Origin of the sequence: Natronobacterium texcoconense (genome assembly GCF_900104065.1) — an archaeon.
GTDB classification, from domain to species: Archaea; Halobacteriota; Halobacteria; order Halobacteriales; family Natrialbaceae; genus Natronobacterium; species Natronobacterium texcoconense.
The window spans coordinates 83,147-97,801 of record NZ_FNLC01000006.1 but is presented as its reverse complement, the minus strand read 5'-3'; the positions used below and the strand labels follow the sequence as shown (position 1 = coordinate 97,801).

General features: G+C 63.1%; 14 protein-coding genes. 3 read left to right on the top strand and 11 right to left on the bottom strand.

Annotated elements, in window-relative coordinates:
* The first annotated feature begins 132 nt into the window (after positions 1–132).
* A complete protein-coding gene (gene gatC / locus BLR35_RS18825; protein WP_090385552.1) occupies positions 133–411 on the top strand; it encodes an Asp-tRNA(Asn)/Glu-tRNA(Gln) amidotransferase subunit GatC in 279 nt (92 codons plus the stop codon).
* A gap of 2 nt (positions 412–413) precedes the next feature.
* Entirely contained in the window at positions 414–1,685 is a 1,272-nt protein-coding gene (gene gatA, locus BLR35_RS18820) for an Asp-tRNA(Asn)/Glu-tRNA(Gln) amidotransferase subunit GatA (protein ID WP_090385550.1), read from the top strand.
* 1,454 nt (positions 1,686–3,139) lie between these two features.
* Here the strand turns inward: gatA and BLR35_RS18810 are convergent.
* Together BLR35_RS18810 and BLR35_RS18805 are read right to left on the bottom strand one after the other, a co-directional pair.
* Entirely contained in the window at positions 3,140–3,490 is a 351-nt protein-coding gene (locus tag BLR35_RS18810; RefSeq protein WP_090385701.1) for a helix-turn-helix transcriptional regulator, read from the bottom strand.
* Positions 3,491–3,563: 73 nt separating this feature from the next.
* The gene (locus BLR35_RS18805) at positions 3,564–4,391 is read right to left on the bottom strand and encodes an NRDE family protein (RefSeq protein WP_090385545.1); all 828 of its coding nucleotides are present in this window, start codon (positions 4,389–4,391) and stop codon (positions 3,564–3,566) included.
* A 186-nt stretch (positions 4,392–4,577) separates the two neighbouring features.
* On the opposite strand from BLR35_RS18805, the gene BLR35_RS18800 reads away from it, so the two are divergent.
* On the top strand, positions 4,578–5,126 hold the full coding sequence (locus tag BLR35_RS18800) for a hypothetical protein (RefSeq protein WP_090385542.1): 549 nt from the start codon (positions 4,578–4,580) through the stop codon (positions 5,124–5,126).
* Positions 5,127–5,428: 302 nt separating this feature from the next.
* On the opposite strand, the gene menE is transcribed toward BLR35_RS18800, so the two are convergent.
* The 9 genes from menE to BLR35_RS18755 all read right to left on the bottom strand — a co-directional run bounded on the left by menE (position 5,429) and on the right by BLR35_RS18755 (position 14,374).
* Positions 5,429–6,973 (bottom strand): o-succinylbenzoate--CoA ligase, encoded by a 1,545-nt coding sequence (gene menE, locus BLR35_RS18795; RefSeq protein WP_090385539.1) that lies wholly within the window; start codon positions 6,971–6,973, stop codon positions 5,429–5,431.
* Positions 6,961–8,061 carry a mandelate racemase/muconate lactonizing enzyme family protein gene (locus tag BLR35_RS18790; protein WP_090385537.1) on the bottom strand — a complete coding sequence of 367 codons (1,101 nt, stop codon included), beginning with the start codon at positions 8,059–8,061 and terminating at the stop codon, positions 6,961–6,963. The genes menE and BLR35_RS18790 overlap by 13 nt, the downstream gene beginning before the upstream one ends.
* A complete protein-coding gene (locus tag BLR35_RS18785; protein WP_090385534.1) occupies positions 8,058–8,996 on the bottom strand; it encodes a 1,4-dihydroxy-2-naphthoate polyprenyltransferase in 939 nt (312 codons plus the stop codon). The genes BLR35_RS18790 and BLR35_RS18785 overlap by 4 nt, the downstream gene beginning before the upstream one ends.
* 93 nt (positions 8,997–9,089) lie before the next feature.
* Entirely contained in the window at positions 9,090–9,395 is a 306-nt protein-coding gene (locus BLR35_RS18780) for a hypothetical protein (protein WP_090385532.1), read from the bottom strand.
* 66 nt (positions 9,396–9,461) lie between these two features.
* Positions 9,462–10,127, bottom strand: coding sequence for a cohesin domain-containing protein (locus BLR35_RS18775; protein ID WP_090385530.1), 666 nt, complete (start codon positions 10,125–10,127; stop codon positions 9,462–9,464).
* Positions 10,128–10,129: 2 nt separating this feature from the next.
* The gene (locus BLR35_RS18770) at positions 10,130–11,491 is read right to left on the bottom strand and encodes a DUF7350 domain-containing protein (RefSeq protein ID WP_090385528.1); all 1,362 of its coding nucleotides are present in this window, start codon (positions 11,489–11,491) and stop codon (positions 10,130–10,132) included.
* Positions 11,492–11,524: 33 nt separating this feature from the next.
* Positions 11,525–12,823: a DUF7405 family protein gene (locus tag BLR35_RS18765; RefSeq protein ID WP_090385525.1), complete on the bottom strand. Its 1,299-nt coding sequence runs from the start codon at positions 12,821–12,823 to the stop codon at positions 11,525–11,527.
* Between the two features lie 93 nt (positions 12,824–12,916).
* Positions 12,917–13,435, bottom strand: a complete 519-nt coding sequence (locus BLR35_RS18760; RefSeq protein ID WP_090385523.1) for a hypothetical protein — start codon at positions 13,433–13,435, stop codon at positions 12,917–12,919.
* Between the two features lie 48 nt (positions 13,436–13,483).
* Complete coding sequence (locus BLR35_RS18755) at positions 13,484–14,374, bottom strand: 1,4-dihydroxy-2-naphthoyl-CoA synthase (protein ID WP_090385520.1); 891 nt, start codon at positions 14,372–14,374, stop codon at positions 13,484–13,486.
* Between the last annotated feature and the right edge of the window lie 281 nt (positions 14,375–14,655).

Sequence of the window (14,655 nt, the reverse complement as noted above, 5' to 3'; positions counted from 1 at the left end):
CGGTTACTTAAAAACTTCGGTGACGGCTGGCGTAACCTCGGGTGGTTGCGACGATATCCGTGACCGCTCGAGCAACCGGGGCAGTTCCCACGTATCGAAACCCTTACTCCCCGGAAGCGGGTTCGGACACGTATGAGCGACGACGCCGTCAGCCCCGAGGAAGTCCGCCACGTCGCGGAGCTGGCCCGCGTCGACCTCGCAGACGACGAGGTCGACCAGTTCACCCGACAGTTCGCGGACATCCTCGAGTACTTCGAGACGCTGGACGAGGTTCCCGAGGTCGACCGCGAGGCCGACCTGGTGAACGTGATGCGGCCGGACGAGGAACGTGAGTCGCTGGATAGCGAGGAGGCGCTCCGGAACGCGCCCGAAACCGAGGACGGCTACTTCAAGGGCCCGAACGTTTCCTGATCATGTCGGCAAACATCTTCATCACGGAAGACCGAATCGAAGGCGACGAGGACGGCCCGCTGGCCGACACGACCGTCGCCGTCAAGGACAACATCTCGACCGAGGGCGTCCGAACGACCTGCGGGTCGGCGATGCTAGAGGAGTACGTCCCGCCCTACGACGCGACGGTCGTCTCCCGCCTGAAAGACGCAGGCGCAACCATCGTCGGTAAGGCCAACATGGACGAGTTCGGGATGGGGACGACCAACGAGACCTCGAACTTCGGTGCCGTGGACAACCCTGCCGCGCCTGGCCGCGTTCCCGGTGGCTCTTCCGGCGGATCGGCCGCCGCAGTCGCCGCAGGCGAGGCAGACGTCGCGCTCGGCTCCGACACCGGCGGCTCGATCCGCTGTCCAGCCGCGTTCTGTGGCGTCGTCGGGATCAAGCCCACCTACGGGCTGGTCTCCCGATACGGACTCGTCGCTTACGCCAACAGCCTAGAGCAGATCGGTCCCTTCGCGAACACCGTCGAGGACGCCGCTGCACTGCTGGACGTGATCGCGGGGAGCGACGAACGGGACGCAACCACGCGCGAGCCACAACTCGAGGGCGAGAGCTACGCCGACGCCGCCACCGGCGACGTCGACGGCCTCACCATCGGCGTCCCCACGGAACTGCTCGAGGGTGCAGACGAGGACGTCGTCGAGACGTTCTGGGACGCCATCGCCGACCTCGAGGACAAGGGTGCAGAGTACCACGAGGTCTCCCTGCCGTCGGTCGAACACGCCGTCGAAGCCTACTACGTGATCGCCATGTCCGAGGCGTCCTCGAACCTCGCGCGGTTCGACGGCGTCCGATACGGCAACTCCGGCGGCTACGACGGCAACTGGAACGAGGCGTTCTCGGAGGCCCGAAAGGAAGGCTTTGGCGACGAGGTCAAACGCCGCATCCTGCTCGGCACGTACGCGCTCTCTGCCGGCTACCACGACAAGTACTACAAGAAAGCCCAGGACGCCCGAGCGTGGGTCAAACAGGACTTCGACGAGGCCCTCTCGGAAGCCGACGTGCTGGCCTCGCCGACGATGCCCGTGCCGCCGTTCGAACTCGGCGAGAGCCTCGAGGACCCCCTCCAGATGTACCTCGCGGACGCGAACACCGTTCCAGTGAACCTCGCGGACCTGCCCGCGATTTCGGTTCCCGCCGGTGAAACCGACGGACTTCCCGTCGGCCTGCAGCTAATCGGTCCCGCGTTCGGCGAAGAGCGGATTATTCAGGCGGCGAGCGCGCTCGAGTAAACCGGTTTCGATCGCCCGGGACTGCCATCGAACCGAACAGCGTTCCAGGATCACCTATTATTTCAACAAAACAGATAACAGGTAGAGAGCTGCAGTAAACTGTGAACCGGAGACTGCATCTCACTACAACCGCAGTCGTGCCTGACGGTTTCCCCGGCGGTTACTCGGCACTCGAGGAAGAGATAGCTCTCGAGAACTCGATCGAAGAGCGCGACGATTCGTGTGGCACTATCTAGTCTATAGTCGCGACTAAACGTCTAGAAAAAGCCTAATGAGTCATAGAAGACAATACCAAGGCAAGGAAATGTCTGGTGAAAACCACGTAGAATATATTGTAGAATTGTTATTATGAGGAGAGGAATAACAGTACTAGGAGTATCTATTATTTTCGGACTGCTTCATGTAGCTACTGCCGTCTATGGAATATTTTCCATCTCTGGCAGTATCAGACTGGAGATCATAGTTTTGGCAACCCCAATTTTTATTGTTGCTGCAGCACCTGTATATATGCTTCTGCAGTACAGTATCATACTACCACTCCTGTTTAGTTTGTACGTACAATTCGGCGTGGTGAGCGAAATTATCTCTGGATACAGTATGGAACCCTCCATCGTTCTTTATTTTTCACCAGTCATTCAGGGACTATTGATTGGTGGATTAGCAGTCCTTGCTGTCATAGAGTACAGTGTCCGCACTCAAATTGGAGTATTCCCCCGTCTCCACTAGTGTAATATCTCATCAGTGGCCAATGGGCGACGAAACCGGACCGCTCGAGGTCGATGACGAGATCGTCCTCTTCGGACGAGAGTTTCTCGACACTACCGACACTGCGTGGAATCTATAGATGGAAACGGCGTATGTCGACTCTGACAGACCCGTCGAAGGAGAAAGTCGTTCTCGTTACTTGCCCGTCATAGACTGGCGGTGGTCAGAAACGACTCCCTGTTCAACGACGACTGTCGTGACGTATCCGAGAGTACCGCCAAGAACCGTCGCATAGAGGAACTGCGAAAGACCCCGGAGCGGCAGTTCGACACTGAGTACGAGTGTAACGACAAACAGGAGTCCAAATCCAATAATTCGGAGTTTCCCGTACCGATTCGCTGATATCCGGTCACGAATATGCCACGCGAACGGTCCAGTAATAAGGAAAACACCGATAGAAACTGTTCCTGCCCAGAGCCACGAACTCCAGTTCGTACTATGTTCTACGAGACGTATCGTACTCAGACTAACCACGAAAACAAAACAGACGAACACAACGAGAACGTGTGGTTTTGGCACCCTCGAGCGCATCGCATTATGATAAACAGCTGAATGTAAAGAGGGTTAGGTTATTGGGGTTGCCGGGACTGTCGGAACGTCCGTATCGAGGTGTTCAGTGGGTTTGCTGGAGACGAGTCTACTCGATCACGACGACGACGATACCGACCAAATCCTCGAAAAGAAACTCGTTACTCCTCGTAGGCGAGGTTCATGATCCATTGCGAGAAGGCGTCGCTGTTGGGATCGACCTCCTCCTCGCCGATAAACGGCGAGAGCATGTCGCCGGCCATCAAGAGTGTGAAATCCAGGTCCCGCGCCGTCGGGCTGATGTAGTAAGTGTTGTGTCCGTCGTAGACCGTCTCCTCGCGGTCGACCAGCCCCTTCTCGACGAGTGACTCGACGATTCGGCTCCCCTTGCGCGAGGAAACGTCCAGTTCCTTCCAGAAGTCGCTCTGGTGGATTCCCCCGGTCTCGCGAACGAGCTCGAGCCCGGCACGCTCGTCCTCGGACAGTTCTTCTTCGACCGCGGAAACGCTCACGGTGACCACCCCTCCGTGCTCGCCGCGACAGGCAGGAGTTCGTCCATGTCCACAACAGAATTGGGGGAGCCGCTTAAATGTGCCTTTCGTCGTCGACCTCGCTCGTGGCGTCCATTTCTGCTCTACCTGCCTCGAGCGAAACCCCAATGCGATCGTACTCAGTCCGGCACGGCGGACCCGAGGCATACGAGTATCGAACGGCGGGCGGTGACTGCTCGGGACCGATCGCGATCAGCGACGACGATCGAGTTCCGAAGCCGTCTCCGTGGATGCAGACGCCGTACTCGTGATCGCCGAGTACGTTGCCAGCGCGCTCGAGCCACTCCTCGACCGTTTCCGTCGGCTCGCCGCTCTCGTCCTTCTCGACGGACAGTTCCTCGCGGACCCCGCGAGCGTTTTCGGCCTGCGCTCGAGCCGCGTCCGCCCGAGCGGACGGGACGTCCGCGTCGTCGTCGACCGCGACGTTGACCACGACGTGGACGCCGGGATCGAACGCCGTGACCTCGAGGTCACCGTCCCACTGGTAGCAGTACGCGTCCTCGGCGTCGGCGATGACCAGATGGAAGCCGTCGTACTCGGCGGCTGCCGTCGCATCCTCGACGATTGCGGCTGCTTCACCAGCCGAACGCGCCTCGAGGACGTCCGCCACCAGCAGTCCACGGGAGCGGTCGCCGGCCAGGTCGTGGTCGATCCAGCGGTTCGTGATCCCTGCGAAGACGCCGAACTCGTTGTAGCCGATCCAGGTGCCGCCAGCCTCGGCGTCCTGCGGCGCGACCACCGTCGGCTCCTCACTGTAGATGCCGGGCGAGAGCGAGTCGCGCTCGAGGCGCTCGTCTCGGTTCGCTGCGACCGCGACCGGTGCGTCGTCGAAAACCTGCCACGCGAGCGTGAGCGTACACACGACTCGTGGTACGGATGGCAGACTCTTAACTTGACTGTGGACGACGGTCGAATCGAACGGACGTAATCGGACGAACGCAACTTGCAAACTCCCAGCCACAGCAGTCGCAGTCTCCACGGGTCGGTACACTTCGCTCGTTTCAACCGAAGAAAGTATTTATGATTAGTTAGAATAGTAATATATCGTATGCTGCCCTCCAACCAGGACGCCCTCCGAACGACCTACGACCAATACGGCCCCGGAACGGACCGAGACGATATCGCTGCAGGATACGCAGCCGCGATCGGTGCCGTCCTTGCGGCCGCACTGTACATTTTCTCAGTCTGGCTCGTCGATTCCGGTCATCTCGGTCTCGATTGGTCGCCGTACTTTGCAGCGCTCGAGTTCCACTGGGTCGTCTACTTCTCGACGGTCGGATCGGTTATTGCCGCACCGACAGCGTTTCTCATCGGAGTGGCCGGATGGCGAGCCATCCAAACGCAGACGGCTTTCAGCGGTGCGTTGAGAGGTGTCGTCGGTGCGGTAGCGACGTACGTCGCGGCGTTCGTCCCCATCGCGGCAATGTTCTTCGTTACAGGAGCAGGGTCAGCTGCGGCGGGGTCGGCGCTGGCGAACGCGCTCGAGTTGGCCGGTATCGTCGTCGCCGTCGGGTTCGCCCTCACGTGGTGGCTCACCATTCCGGTTGGCTGTCTCGTGGGCGTAGTCTACACGGTCAACAGTTCGACCACAGCCTGACACTCGTTCCATCGCGGCCGGTTTAGCCGCCTCAGATTCTATCGGTTGTCGCTGTCATATGGACCGCTGTATGCAATTACTGCCGATCGCCAGATACGGAGCCGGTGATCGACGGTAGATAGTTACAGCGATCCGAATCAGGGGCTTCGCAGCTGTCGCTGCAACGTCAGTACCCCACGGACCGTAGTAGTGGAACGAAACAGCACGAGTTCACGCCCAAACAGCCAGCCCTCTCGAAGGTCGTGCGGTAAGTGCGTTCGACGAGCCGACGTCGTCTTCCGCAAGTTTCAGTCGGCCGAGGGTTATCGACGGGCGTCACTTACGCCGACGCCGTCCTCGAGCAATCGCTCTCGAACCCCCTCGCGATCGACCGTCCCCGACGCAGTCCGGGGGAGTTCGTCGACGGCCGCGAGCGTCTTCGGTCGTTTGAACCCCGCGAGTCGCTCGTCGCAGTGCTCGAACACCGATGCGTACTCGAGGCCGTCGCCCGCCGGTACGACCGCGGCGGCGACCCGTTCGCCCCACTCTTCGTCGGGGAGACCGACGACAGAGGCGTCGTCGACGTCGGGATGAGACCGCAAGGCGTCGATTACCTCGCCGGGGTCGACGTTCTCCCCGCCCGTGACGATGCGGTCGCTGCGGCGGTTGAGAATCCAGAGTCGACCGCCCTCGTCGCGGTAGCCGATATCGCCCGTGTGTAGCCCTCGTTCTCCGATGGCTGCAGCGGTCTGCTCGTCCTCGAGATAGCCCGGCGTCACCGTCGGCCCCGAGACGACCAGTTCGCCGGGTTCGCCGGGCGGAACCCGCTCGCCGTCGTCGTCGACGACCGTCACTTCGGTGCCGACGAGTGGCCGGCCGACAGTTCCCTCGTGTGACCGTATCTCTTCGGGCGTCGCCGTCGCGATCTGGGAGGCCGTCTCGGTCATCCCATAAGTCGGGTGGACGGGCACGCCGGCCTCGAGACAGCGCTCGAGCAAGTCCTCGGTTGCAGGCGCGCCGCCGAGCAGGACGAACCGCAGCGAGTCGGCGGGTTCCCAGCCGGCCTCCAGCAGTCGCTTGCACATCGTCGGGACGAGTGAGACGCCGGTGACGTCGTACTCCTCGAGGACGCGGGCCGTCTCCAGGGGGTCGAACTCGCGCTGGATCACGACGGTCGTTCCGTACAGCGTCGACCGGAGGACGGGCGCGAGCCCACCCATGTGGTACATCGGGAGACAGCAGAGCCACCGATCGTCGGGATCGACGCCGAGCCGGAACGCCGACGCCGTCGCACTGGCGAGCAGGTTCCCGACGGTCAGACGGACGCCTTTCGGCTCGCCGGAGGTACCCGACGTGAACATGATCAGCTGGGTGTCGTCGGGATCGATTTCGCGATCCGACGCGCTCGAGACGCCGTCTTCCGTCCGATCGGAGAGATACTCGACGGTTCCCGCCTCGGGCTCGTCGACCGAGACGACTGGTCCGGCGTTCGTCCGATCGCTGATCTCGAGCGCCGTTCCCTCGGTTTCACGCTCACAGACGATCGTCTCGCAACCGGTTCGTTCGACCTTCCCTGCGAGCGTCTCGGTCGTCTCGCGGACGTTCAGCGGGACGACAGTCGTCCCCGTCCGCATCGCGGCGAAGAAGACGACGGCAAAGGCCGGCCGGGTATCCATCAGGATACCGATTCGTGAGGAATCGGGAGCGAACGCTCGAGCGACCGCCGCTACGCGTTCGTCGAACTCGGTGTAGGTCCACTCATGGCCCGTTTCGACGTCGATCATCGCGGTCGTTTCGGGGGTCGCGGCCGCGCGAGAAGCGAGGAGGTCCGGCGGCGACGCTTCGAGTCCGGGGATCACTCCGGCCACACCCCCTCGACGCCCAGCCCTTTCGCCTGCGGAACCACTGCCGATCCCTTCTCCAGGAAAACCGGGTCGCGCCCGAGGTCCTGGGCGAGCAACTCCGCGGTCGCGAGCCCACAGGCGGGGACGTCAGGGATCGCCGCCGCGAGGTGGACGGCACCCGTTCGCGCGACGACGCCGTCGATCGTCGTCGTCACCAGCGGCGTAATATCGAGTTGGCTCACCCACGCTGCGATCTCGCGAGCGACGTCGACGCCACCCAGTGCCATCGGCTTCAGGACCACGACGTCGGCGGCATCGGCGCCACAGATCCCGTCGATCCCGTGCTCGAGGACACCCTCGTCGAGCGCGATTTCGACCTCGCCGGCCGCTTCACGGAGGTCCGCGTACCCTTCGAGCGCGCCCGCAGGAAGCGGCTGCTCGAGGATCGAGACGTCCAGTTCGTCGAACGCCTCGAGTGCGCGTTTGGCCTCGGCGTAGGTCCAGCCCTCGTTCGCGTCGACCCGGAGTTCGACGTCGGGGCCGACCATCTCACGAACGCGACGGACGCGATCGATGTCCGCCTCGAGGTCTCGCAGCCCGGCTTTCAGCTTGCAACACGTAAAGCCGCGGTCGACTGCTTCCATCGCTTTCTTCGCGGTTTCGTCGGTCTCCCCGTCACCGATCGTCGCGTTCACCGGAACGCGACCGACCATCGACTCCTGGCCGAGGTGTCGGTACAGCGGCGTCGCCGACTGCGAGGCCTCGAAGTCAGCGAGTGCGAGCGAGACCGCGTGGCGAGCCGCGACCTGTTCGTCGACGGCCGCGAGCGCCCCCTGCGGCCCGTCCGACCGAATCGCCGTCCGCGCACGCTCGAGGGCGGCCTCGCAGTCGTCGTACGACTCGGTCCAGCCGGCAAGCGGCGTCGCTTCGCCGAAGCCGACGGTCGACTCCGTCGGCTCGTCGGCCGACCGCTCGAGGACGCGAACCAGAAATCCCTCTCGCGACTCGATCGAGCCGCCGGCCGTCTCGAGCGGGCTCTCGAGAGGCAAAGAGAACGGGCGGATATCGAGGGTAAGCTCCGGCAGTTCGTGGTCGTCCGTGTTCGAACTCATATCGAGAGCCCCACTGCGAAGAGGACGGCGTAGAGCGCGAGCAGTTTGCCAGTTCCCTCGAGCGCCGGGTTCAGCGCCTCGCCGCCGGTTCGTGTACAGACGGTACGGGCAATGACGGCAGCGTAGGGAAGCGTCACCAGCGGCAACAGGACGGCGGGGCCGAACTCGCCGGAGATGGGCCAGAACCACAGCGGCGCGAGATACGCGAGCGCGAGCAGTGCGACGAACTCGATGCGACTCCACCGGTAGCCGAGTCGCACTGCCAGCGTCCGCTTGCCGGCCTCGGCGTCGGTCTCCCTGTCTCGGACATTGTTCACGATGATGATGCACGTCGAGATGGCGGCGACGGGGAGGCTGGCGACGAATGCCGCGAGCGTGACGGTTCCGGCGGGAACGGTCGTCGTCAGTGGTTCCGCGAGCACTGCAGTCGCCTGGACGTAGAAGGTGCCCATCACCGCCACGATTCCGAAGAAGACGAAGACGAAGAGGTCGCCCAAGCCGTGATAGCCCAGCGGATAGGGTCCACCCGTGTAGGCCCAGCCACAGAGCACGCTCACGAGTCCGATCGCGAGGATCGGGACGCCGCCGACGTAGACCAGGTAGGTCCCCGAGAGGATCGCCAGCGCGAACGTGACGATCGTCGCGAGTTTCACCTGTTCCGGGGAGATAATGCCGGCCTGCGTGACTCGAGTGAATCCTTCCCGATCCTCCGTGTCGGCCCCCTTGATCGCGTCGTAGTAGTCGTTCGCGAAGTTCGTCCCGATCTGGATTAGCGCCGCGCCGACGAACGCCATCACTGCCGGCAACAGCGCGAACACCTCTTCGTGGACCGCGAGTCCGGTTCCGACGATGACGGGCGCTGCAGCCGCAGGTAAGGTCTGTGGGCGTGCCGCCATCAACCACGCCTTCGTCCGTGACGTCTCGACCTCGGTCATGCCTCGAGTGTCCCACTCGAGAGAGTGTCAACGTTGGCATTGCGACCGAGGGCGGGTGTGGCCCCAATCGCAGGCGGGAGACGGGAGCGACAGCTACTGTCGCTGGGGTTCCCGGCGATAGTAGTCGATGAGGAGTCCGCCCGCCCGCACGATAACGTACAGCGTCGCGGTCACTATCGTCAGTGGGACGACGACGCCCCAGAGACCGGTGATTGCCCGTCCGAACTCGGCGTGTAGTAACAGGAGGTGAATGTCGAGCAACTCGAGCGGCAGCGTCAGCAATCTCGCCACGATAGTAACGACTGCAGCGACGCCGACCCAGAACAGGAGGATGCCGAAGATGACAACCGACTCGGTTATCGCCCACTCGAGGCGATCGCGGGGTGATTCAGGGAGCATACCCCAGACTGTCTGTTTTCCAACTATAAATCGGTCGGAACGGCAGCATGAATTCCTATCGTGTCGCTACTTCTCCCGGCGGACCACGTAGAGAGCGACAGCCGCGAGTCCGGCGACGACCGCTGCGGAGGACCCGAATCCGGGAACGGCGTCGGCAATAGCACTCGAGTTGTCGGGATTCTCTACAGCCTCGATACTGATGGTCGCGTCCCGCTCGAGTGTTCCCTGTGGATAGTCACTGACGAGGAACGCGGACGCGTCCGTGATCTCGATCGTCTCGTTTGCCGTCGGCGCGTCCGGAGCGACCTCGAACGCAATGGTCGCCGCGGGTGCGGCCGTCGTCGCACCGTCTCCTGGCGGATCGCGTTCCTGACTGATCGTTACCTGGCCGTCATCGTCGTCGACATCGGCTGATCCGACGACCTCCGCGTCGGGATTGCCGGCAGCGAGCATCTCGTCGTGAGTCACCTCGGCAACCGAGAAGACGTCGGCGTCGTAGGAAAGCGTCGCCGACAGTTCGTCGATCCCGTCACCGACGAGATCGCCGTGAGTACTCACCACGAGGTCTATCTCGATCGTTTCACCCGTCTCCGCGTCGGCCTCGGAGGGGTTGAGAGTGAAGATCGCGATGTTGTCACCGGCCACGGCGGGAGCGGCCATTCCAGCCGTTGCGACGACGACGAAACCCACGAACGCGAGCACCAGTGTGACAGATCGGACCCGTGTGGACATCGTCAGTCCTCCCCGGTCGGAATTGCGAGTTCCAGCGGCGGCATCTCGAGAAACGCCGTCTCGTACCCCTGGTGGCGTGCGACCTGGGGCGGCGACTCGAACGTGACCGTCACCGAATCGCCCGGTTCGACGTCGGCGACCGACGTGCCGTAGTGGTGGTCGTACTCGCCGTCGATGGTCTGCTCGAGGTCGACGTCGGCAACCGTTTCGCCGTCGCGTTCGATCGTCACCGAGAGCGACGCGTCCGCGAGCGGCACGCGGTTGTAGGGGGTACGAGGCGAGACGAGCAGGTATCGCTCGTCGTCGTCGGCGAGTCGGAAGTCGGACTCGAACAGCGTCGCGAGAACGGCGGCGTCGCCGCTTCGCGGGAGGTCCTCGTGTGCGTCCGGAGTCCCGTCGTCGGGATCGACGAGGAGCGTTCCGGGGTAGTCGCCGATCGATGGGAGCGCGGAATAGGGGACGTGAGCGTGATCGTCGTGGTCATCGTGACTCTCCTCGTGCCCGTCGTGGTCACTCTCGTCTTCGTGCTCTTCGCCGTGGTCGTCTTCGTGGCCATTCTCGTGTTCCTCGCCGTGGCCGTCCTCGTGGCCATTCTCGTGTTCCTCTCCGTGGCCGTCCTCGTGATCCATCGGCTCGAGTGCGTCCCGTCGTCCCCACTCTTCCTCGTCGAGGTAGTCGACACCGCCGACGACCTCGTGGCGGAACTCGTCGTCGTAGACGAACTCGAAACTCGCGGTCGCGCTCTCGTCGAACCGCCCCTCGAGATCGCCGGTCGTCCGCGTCGCAAGCGGCGGGAGGTCGACCTCGACGGTGTAGGTGCCGTCTCCCGGCAGGGTGACGTTGTCGCCGAAGTGAAAGCCCATCTCCTGGGAGATCATCGTCCAGGGCGACCGCGGCGAATCGACCTGTTCGCCGTCCTGATAGACACGGAGCTGTGCCCCGTCGTCAACGGGGAGGACGACGCCAGTCTCCTCGTCCCAGAGCGTGAACATCATGTGGACGCCCCGACCGTCGTCGGGAAGCTCTCGTGAGACGTCCTCCTCACCCGCACCACCCGTGACGATCCAGAACTGATGTGGGTACGAGAGCATCGGTGCGAGGGTGTAGTCGCCGGCCTCGACGGGATCGTACATCCGCATCGCCTCCCGGTGGGTCGGCAAGTACACCGCGTCCGGCGGATCCTCGACCTCGAGGAGTTCGGGACCGATCTCGAGATCCTCGAGGTCGTCGTCTTCGTCGGTCCCGGTTTCGTCATCGTCGTCCCCGTCGGTGCCAGTGCATCCTGCGAGCGCGAGCGTGCCCGCAGCGGTGCCCGTCAAAAACGTTCGGCGGTCGATACGGCGGTTGGAGTCTGTCTCGTGCATGGGTTTCGTGTTTCGTTGGTCAGTCGTTCGTTCCTACTCCGAATCTGCGTCCGGATCGGGCGTCGGGAGCGCCCGCAGCGACCGCGGCGGAAGCAGGTAGTTCCCGCGCCGGTCGACGAAGACGTAGTGGAGGATGCCGTTGTTCGCCGACGGCACGTCGAGGTTCTCGCCGTTCATCGCCTCCCGGACCCGGACGAAGTCGTCGATGTCCCGCTGTAGCGAGAGGAAGTGCAGCCCCGGCCGGTCCCCGTCGACGGTGTTGAAGTCCCGGCGCAACAGCGGTGGTTCACCGTCGACTCGCGCCCGCGCGGTCTTCTGTGCGTGACCGACGACACCGTACTGGCGGGCATCCGCCGTCGTCGACTCGATTCGCTCGTCGGTCAGGCCGCTCGAGTCCGCGAGCGCCTCGCCGTAGTCACCGACTAACTCTTCTTCGGCGTGTTCCCGGCTGAACAGCTTCGAGACCCGCTGGAAGTGGTTGTCCTGTTCGAACCAGACCTCGAGTTGCAGGTCCATCGAGGAGAGTTGCTGGGTCGTCCCGCCGGCGAACGGCCCCGATTCGATCGTCACGCGGTCCTCGGTCGCCTGACTGCGGCGGAACCCGGACCGAAAGCCCATGAAAAAGGGCGCTTCCTCCGGAATCGAGTCGGGGACGCCCGGCACGTCCGTGTGTTCGGCGGGTAATCCCTCGCCGACGAATCCCGTTCGACGGTGGTCCTCGAGCGGTTCGAAGACCTCTGTCAGGTCTCGCTCGAGGTCGACCCCGTTGACCGTCTCTCGGTCGCCGAACAGTGCTTCTTCGACCTCGAGGACGACGTCCGGTTCGTCACTCGCGAGGTGCAGGACGGCGTCGTACTCGTCGAACTCGGGGTTGCCGCCGCGGATCAGCGGCTCCGGATCGGGGAGGTCGACCGACTCGGGCAGCGACTCGTCGAATCGGGCGAAGTACGCCGGCGTGTAGCCCAGCGTGAAGAGCAGTCCCTCGTTGCTCCACTCGTAGGCGCGCTCGAGGGTCCGAAGCGCGGATTCGACGGTCTCTCGTGGCTTGCTCGCGTCGCCCGCAGGATCGACGTCGTCTGCGAGCGATACGGCGACCAGCACGTGGTGTTCTGGCGGGATCACATTGCCGTGATCGTCGGTCGGCAGCGCGTCGTTCCAGGCGTGCTGGCGTTCCGGCAGCGAGTCCGGATCGTCGGTTCCCGCCGGGATCGTCCGCTCTGCGTCGTTACGGACCGTCTCGAGGCAGGCAGCGAGTGCGCCCGCACCGCCGACGGCCACGAGCGTCCGAAGATAGTCACGACGTGGAAGCGTGGACCGGTCGGGAAGTGTCACTGCTCGAGAGTCGGGGAGAGAGGTTCAAATGGTTTTCTCTCGTCGAAAATACTACTGGCGTCTCCGACGCCGAGTGCGTAGCGTTCAAACTGGTCAGGCATCGGCTAACGTCTCGTGAAACGACGCTGCGCTTTCCTCGTCAGGGAACATCGGCCGGAACTGTCCGTCGAACTCCCCCGACTGCATCGCGTCGGCCAGGTCCGGGCCGAGCGCATGGCTATCGACCGGTTCTCCCTCGAGATGCGTATGAATCTCCGTCGACGTCGGCTCGTCGAACGCGTCGACCGCCTCGAGTGCATCGACGAACGATTCGGTCCCATCTTCGGTGAGCAGGAGTGGAACATAGTAGGTCCCGTAACGGTCGTCGTACTCGTACGTGCCGACTTCTGCTACCTGCTGGGCGGTCACAGCGTCCCGCATCTCACCGTCCCGCTCGACGGAGAGCAAGACGGTGTCGGATTCGACCGAGACCGGCTCGGTCCGACTCTGTCCGTCGCTATCGTCGGTCTCCTCGCCACTTCCGGCATCGGCGACGGTCTCGAGACAGCCAGCCGTCCCGACCGCAAGAACGCTACTGCCGACGAACTGTCGCCGCCGCATCGAGTCAGTCATTTGAATAGTTGGTCGACTTCGAGACACGTCAGCGTTCCGATGGAGACGTCAGTAGTGCCACGGGTAGTCGTCGAAATCCGGATCTCGCCCCTCGACGAAGGCGTCGCGTCCCTCTTTGGCCTCGTCGGTCATGTACCCCAGCCGCGTCGCTTCGCCGGCGAACACCTGCTGGCCGACCATGCCGTCGTCAGTCATGTTGAACGCGTACTTGAGCATCCGCATCGCCGTCGGGCTCTTGGCATTGATACGCTCGCCCCACTCGAGAGCGGTCTCCTCGAGTTCTTCGTGAGGAACGGCCTCGTTGACCATCCCCATCTCCTCGGCTTCCTCGGCGTCGTAGGTCTTCCCGAGGAAAAACACTTCGCGGGCCTTCTTCTGGCCGATCTGTTTCGCGAGGTAGGCCGAACCGAAGCCGGCGTCGTAGCTTGCTACGTCGGGATCCGTCTGGAGGAACTTCGCGTGTTCCTCGCTCGCAAGCGTCATGTCACAGACGACGTGCAGCGAGTGTCCACCGCCGACCGCCCAGCCGGGAACGACACAGACGACGACTTTCGGAATGTGACGAATGAGACGCTGTACCTCGAGGATGTGGAGCCGTCCTTGTTCGGATGCTCGTTCTTCGTCGCCGTCGTACTGATAGCCGTCCTCGCCGCGAATCGTCTGGTCGCCGCCGGAACAGAACGCCCAGCCGCCGTCTTTCGGCGACGGGCCGTTCCCGGTCAGTAACACACAGCCGACGTCAGTCTGGCGTTTCGCGTGCTCGAGTGCGTCGTACAGTTCGTCGACGGTCCCCGGTCGGAAGGCGTTGCGCACTTCGGGCCGATCGAACGCGATTCGGACGGTTCCCGAGTCGACGGCCCGGTGATACGTGATGTCCTGAAACTCGCGGACATCCGTTATTTCCGTCCACTGTTCGTCGTCGAAGAGTTCCGAAACCATCGTCCGAGTGTCGGAGAGGAGGCGTGAAATAGGTTCTCGTCGGCTGACGACAACGCCACTCGAGCCAGCGGCTGTCCGAGGGTTTCGAGTCTGTCTGGGCGGATTCCAGAAGTTCAACGGCTCTTCTAACGTCAATAGGTTCCGGATCCGATTCGTCACGGACTCATCGATCGTCGAAATAGGTCCAGTCTTATATGCGATATGGCAGGGATATTATATAGGATACGTTCGTAAAGCCCCCTATGACCACGAATCGGCGGGCACTTCTCTCTTCTCTGGCA

Bases quoted from the DNA above. Each gene is read 5' to 3' on its own strand.
- BLR35_RS18755 (WP_090385520.1), bottom strand. From the start codon at position 14,374: ATGGTTTCGGAACTCTTCGACGACGAACAGTGGACGGAAATAACGGAT.
- BLR35_RS18760 (WP_090385523.1), bottom strand. From the start codon at position 13,435: ATGACTGACTCGATGCGGCGGCGACAGTTCGTCGGCAGTAGCGTTCTT.
- gatC (WP_090385552.1), top strand. From the start codon at position 133: ATGAGCGACGACGCCGTCAGCCCCGAGGAAGTCCGCCACGTCGCGGAG.
- BLR35_RS18785 (WP_090385534.1), bottom strand. From the start codon at position 8,996: ATGACCGAGGTCGAGACGTCACGGACGAAGGCGTGGTTGATGGCGGCA.
- BLR35_RS18790 (WP_090385537.1), bottom strand. From the start codon at position 8,061: ATGAGTTCGAACACGGACGACCACGAACTGCCGGAGCTTACCCTCGAT.
- BLR35_RS18770 (WP_090385528.1), bottom strand. From the start codon at position 11,491: ATGCACGAGACAGACTCCAACCGCCGTATCGACCGCCGAACGTTTTTG.
- gatA (WP_090385550.1), top strand. From the start codon at position 414: ATGTCGGCAAACATCTTCATCACGGAAGACCGAATCGAAGGCGACGAG.
- BLR35_RS18780 (WP_090385532.1), bottom strand. From the start codon at position 9,395: ATGCTCCCTGAATCACCCCGCGATCGCCTCGAGTGGGCGATAACCGAG.
- BLR35_RS18775 (WP_090385530.1), bottom strand. From the start codon at position 10,127: ATGTCCACACGGGTCCGATCTGTCACACTGGTGCTCGCGTTCGTGGGT.
- BLR35_RS18800 (WP_090385542.1), top strand. From the start codon at position 4,578: ATGCTGCCCTCCAACCAGGACGCCCTCCGAACGACCTACGACCAATAC.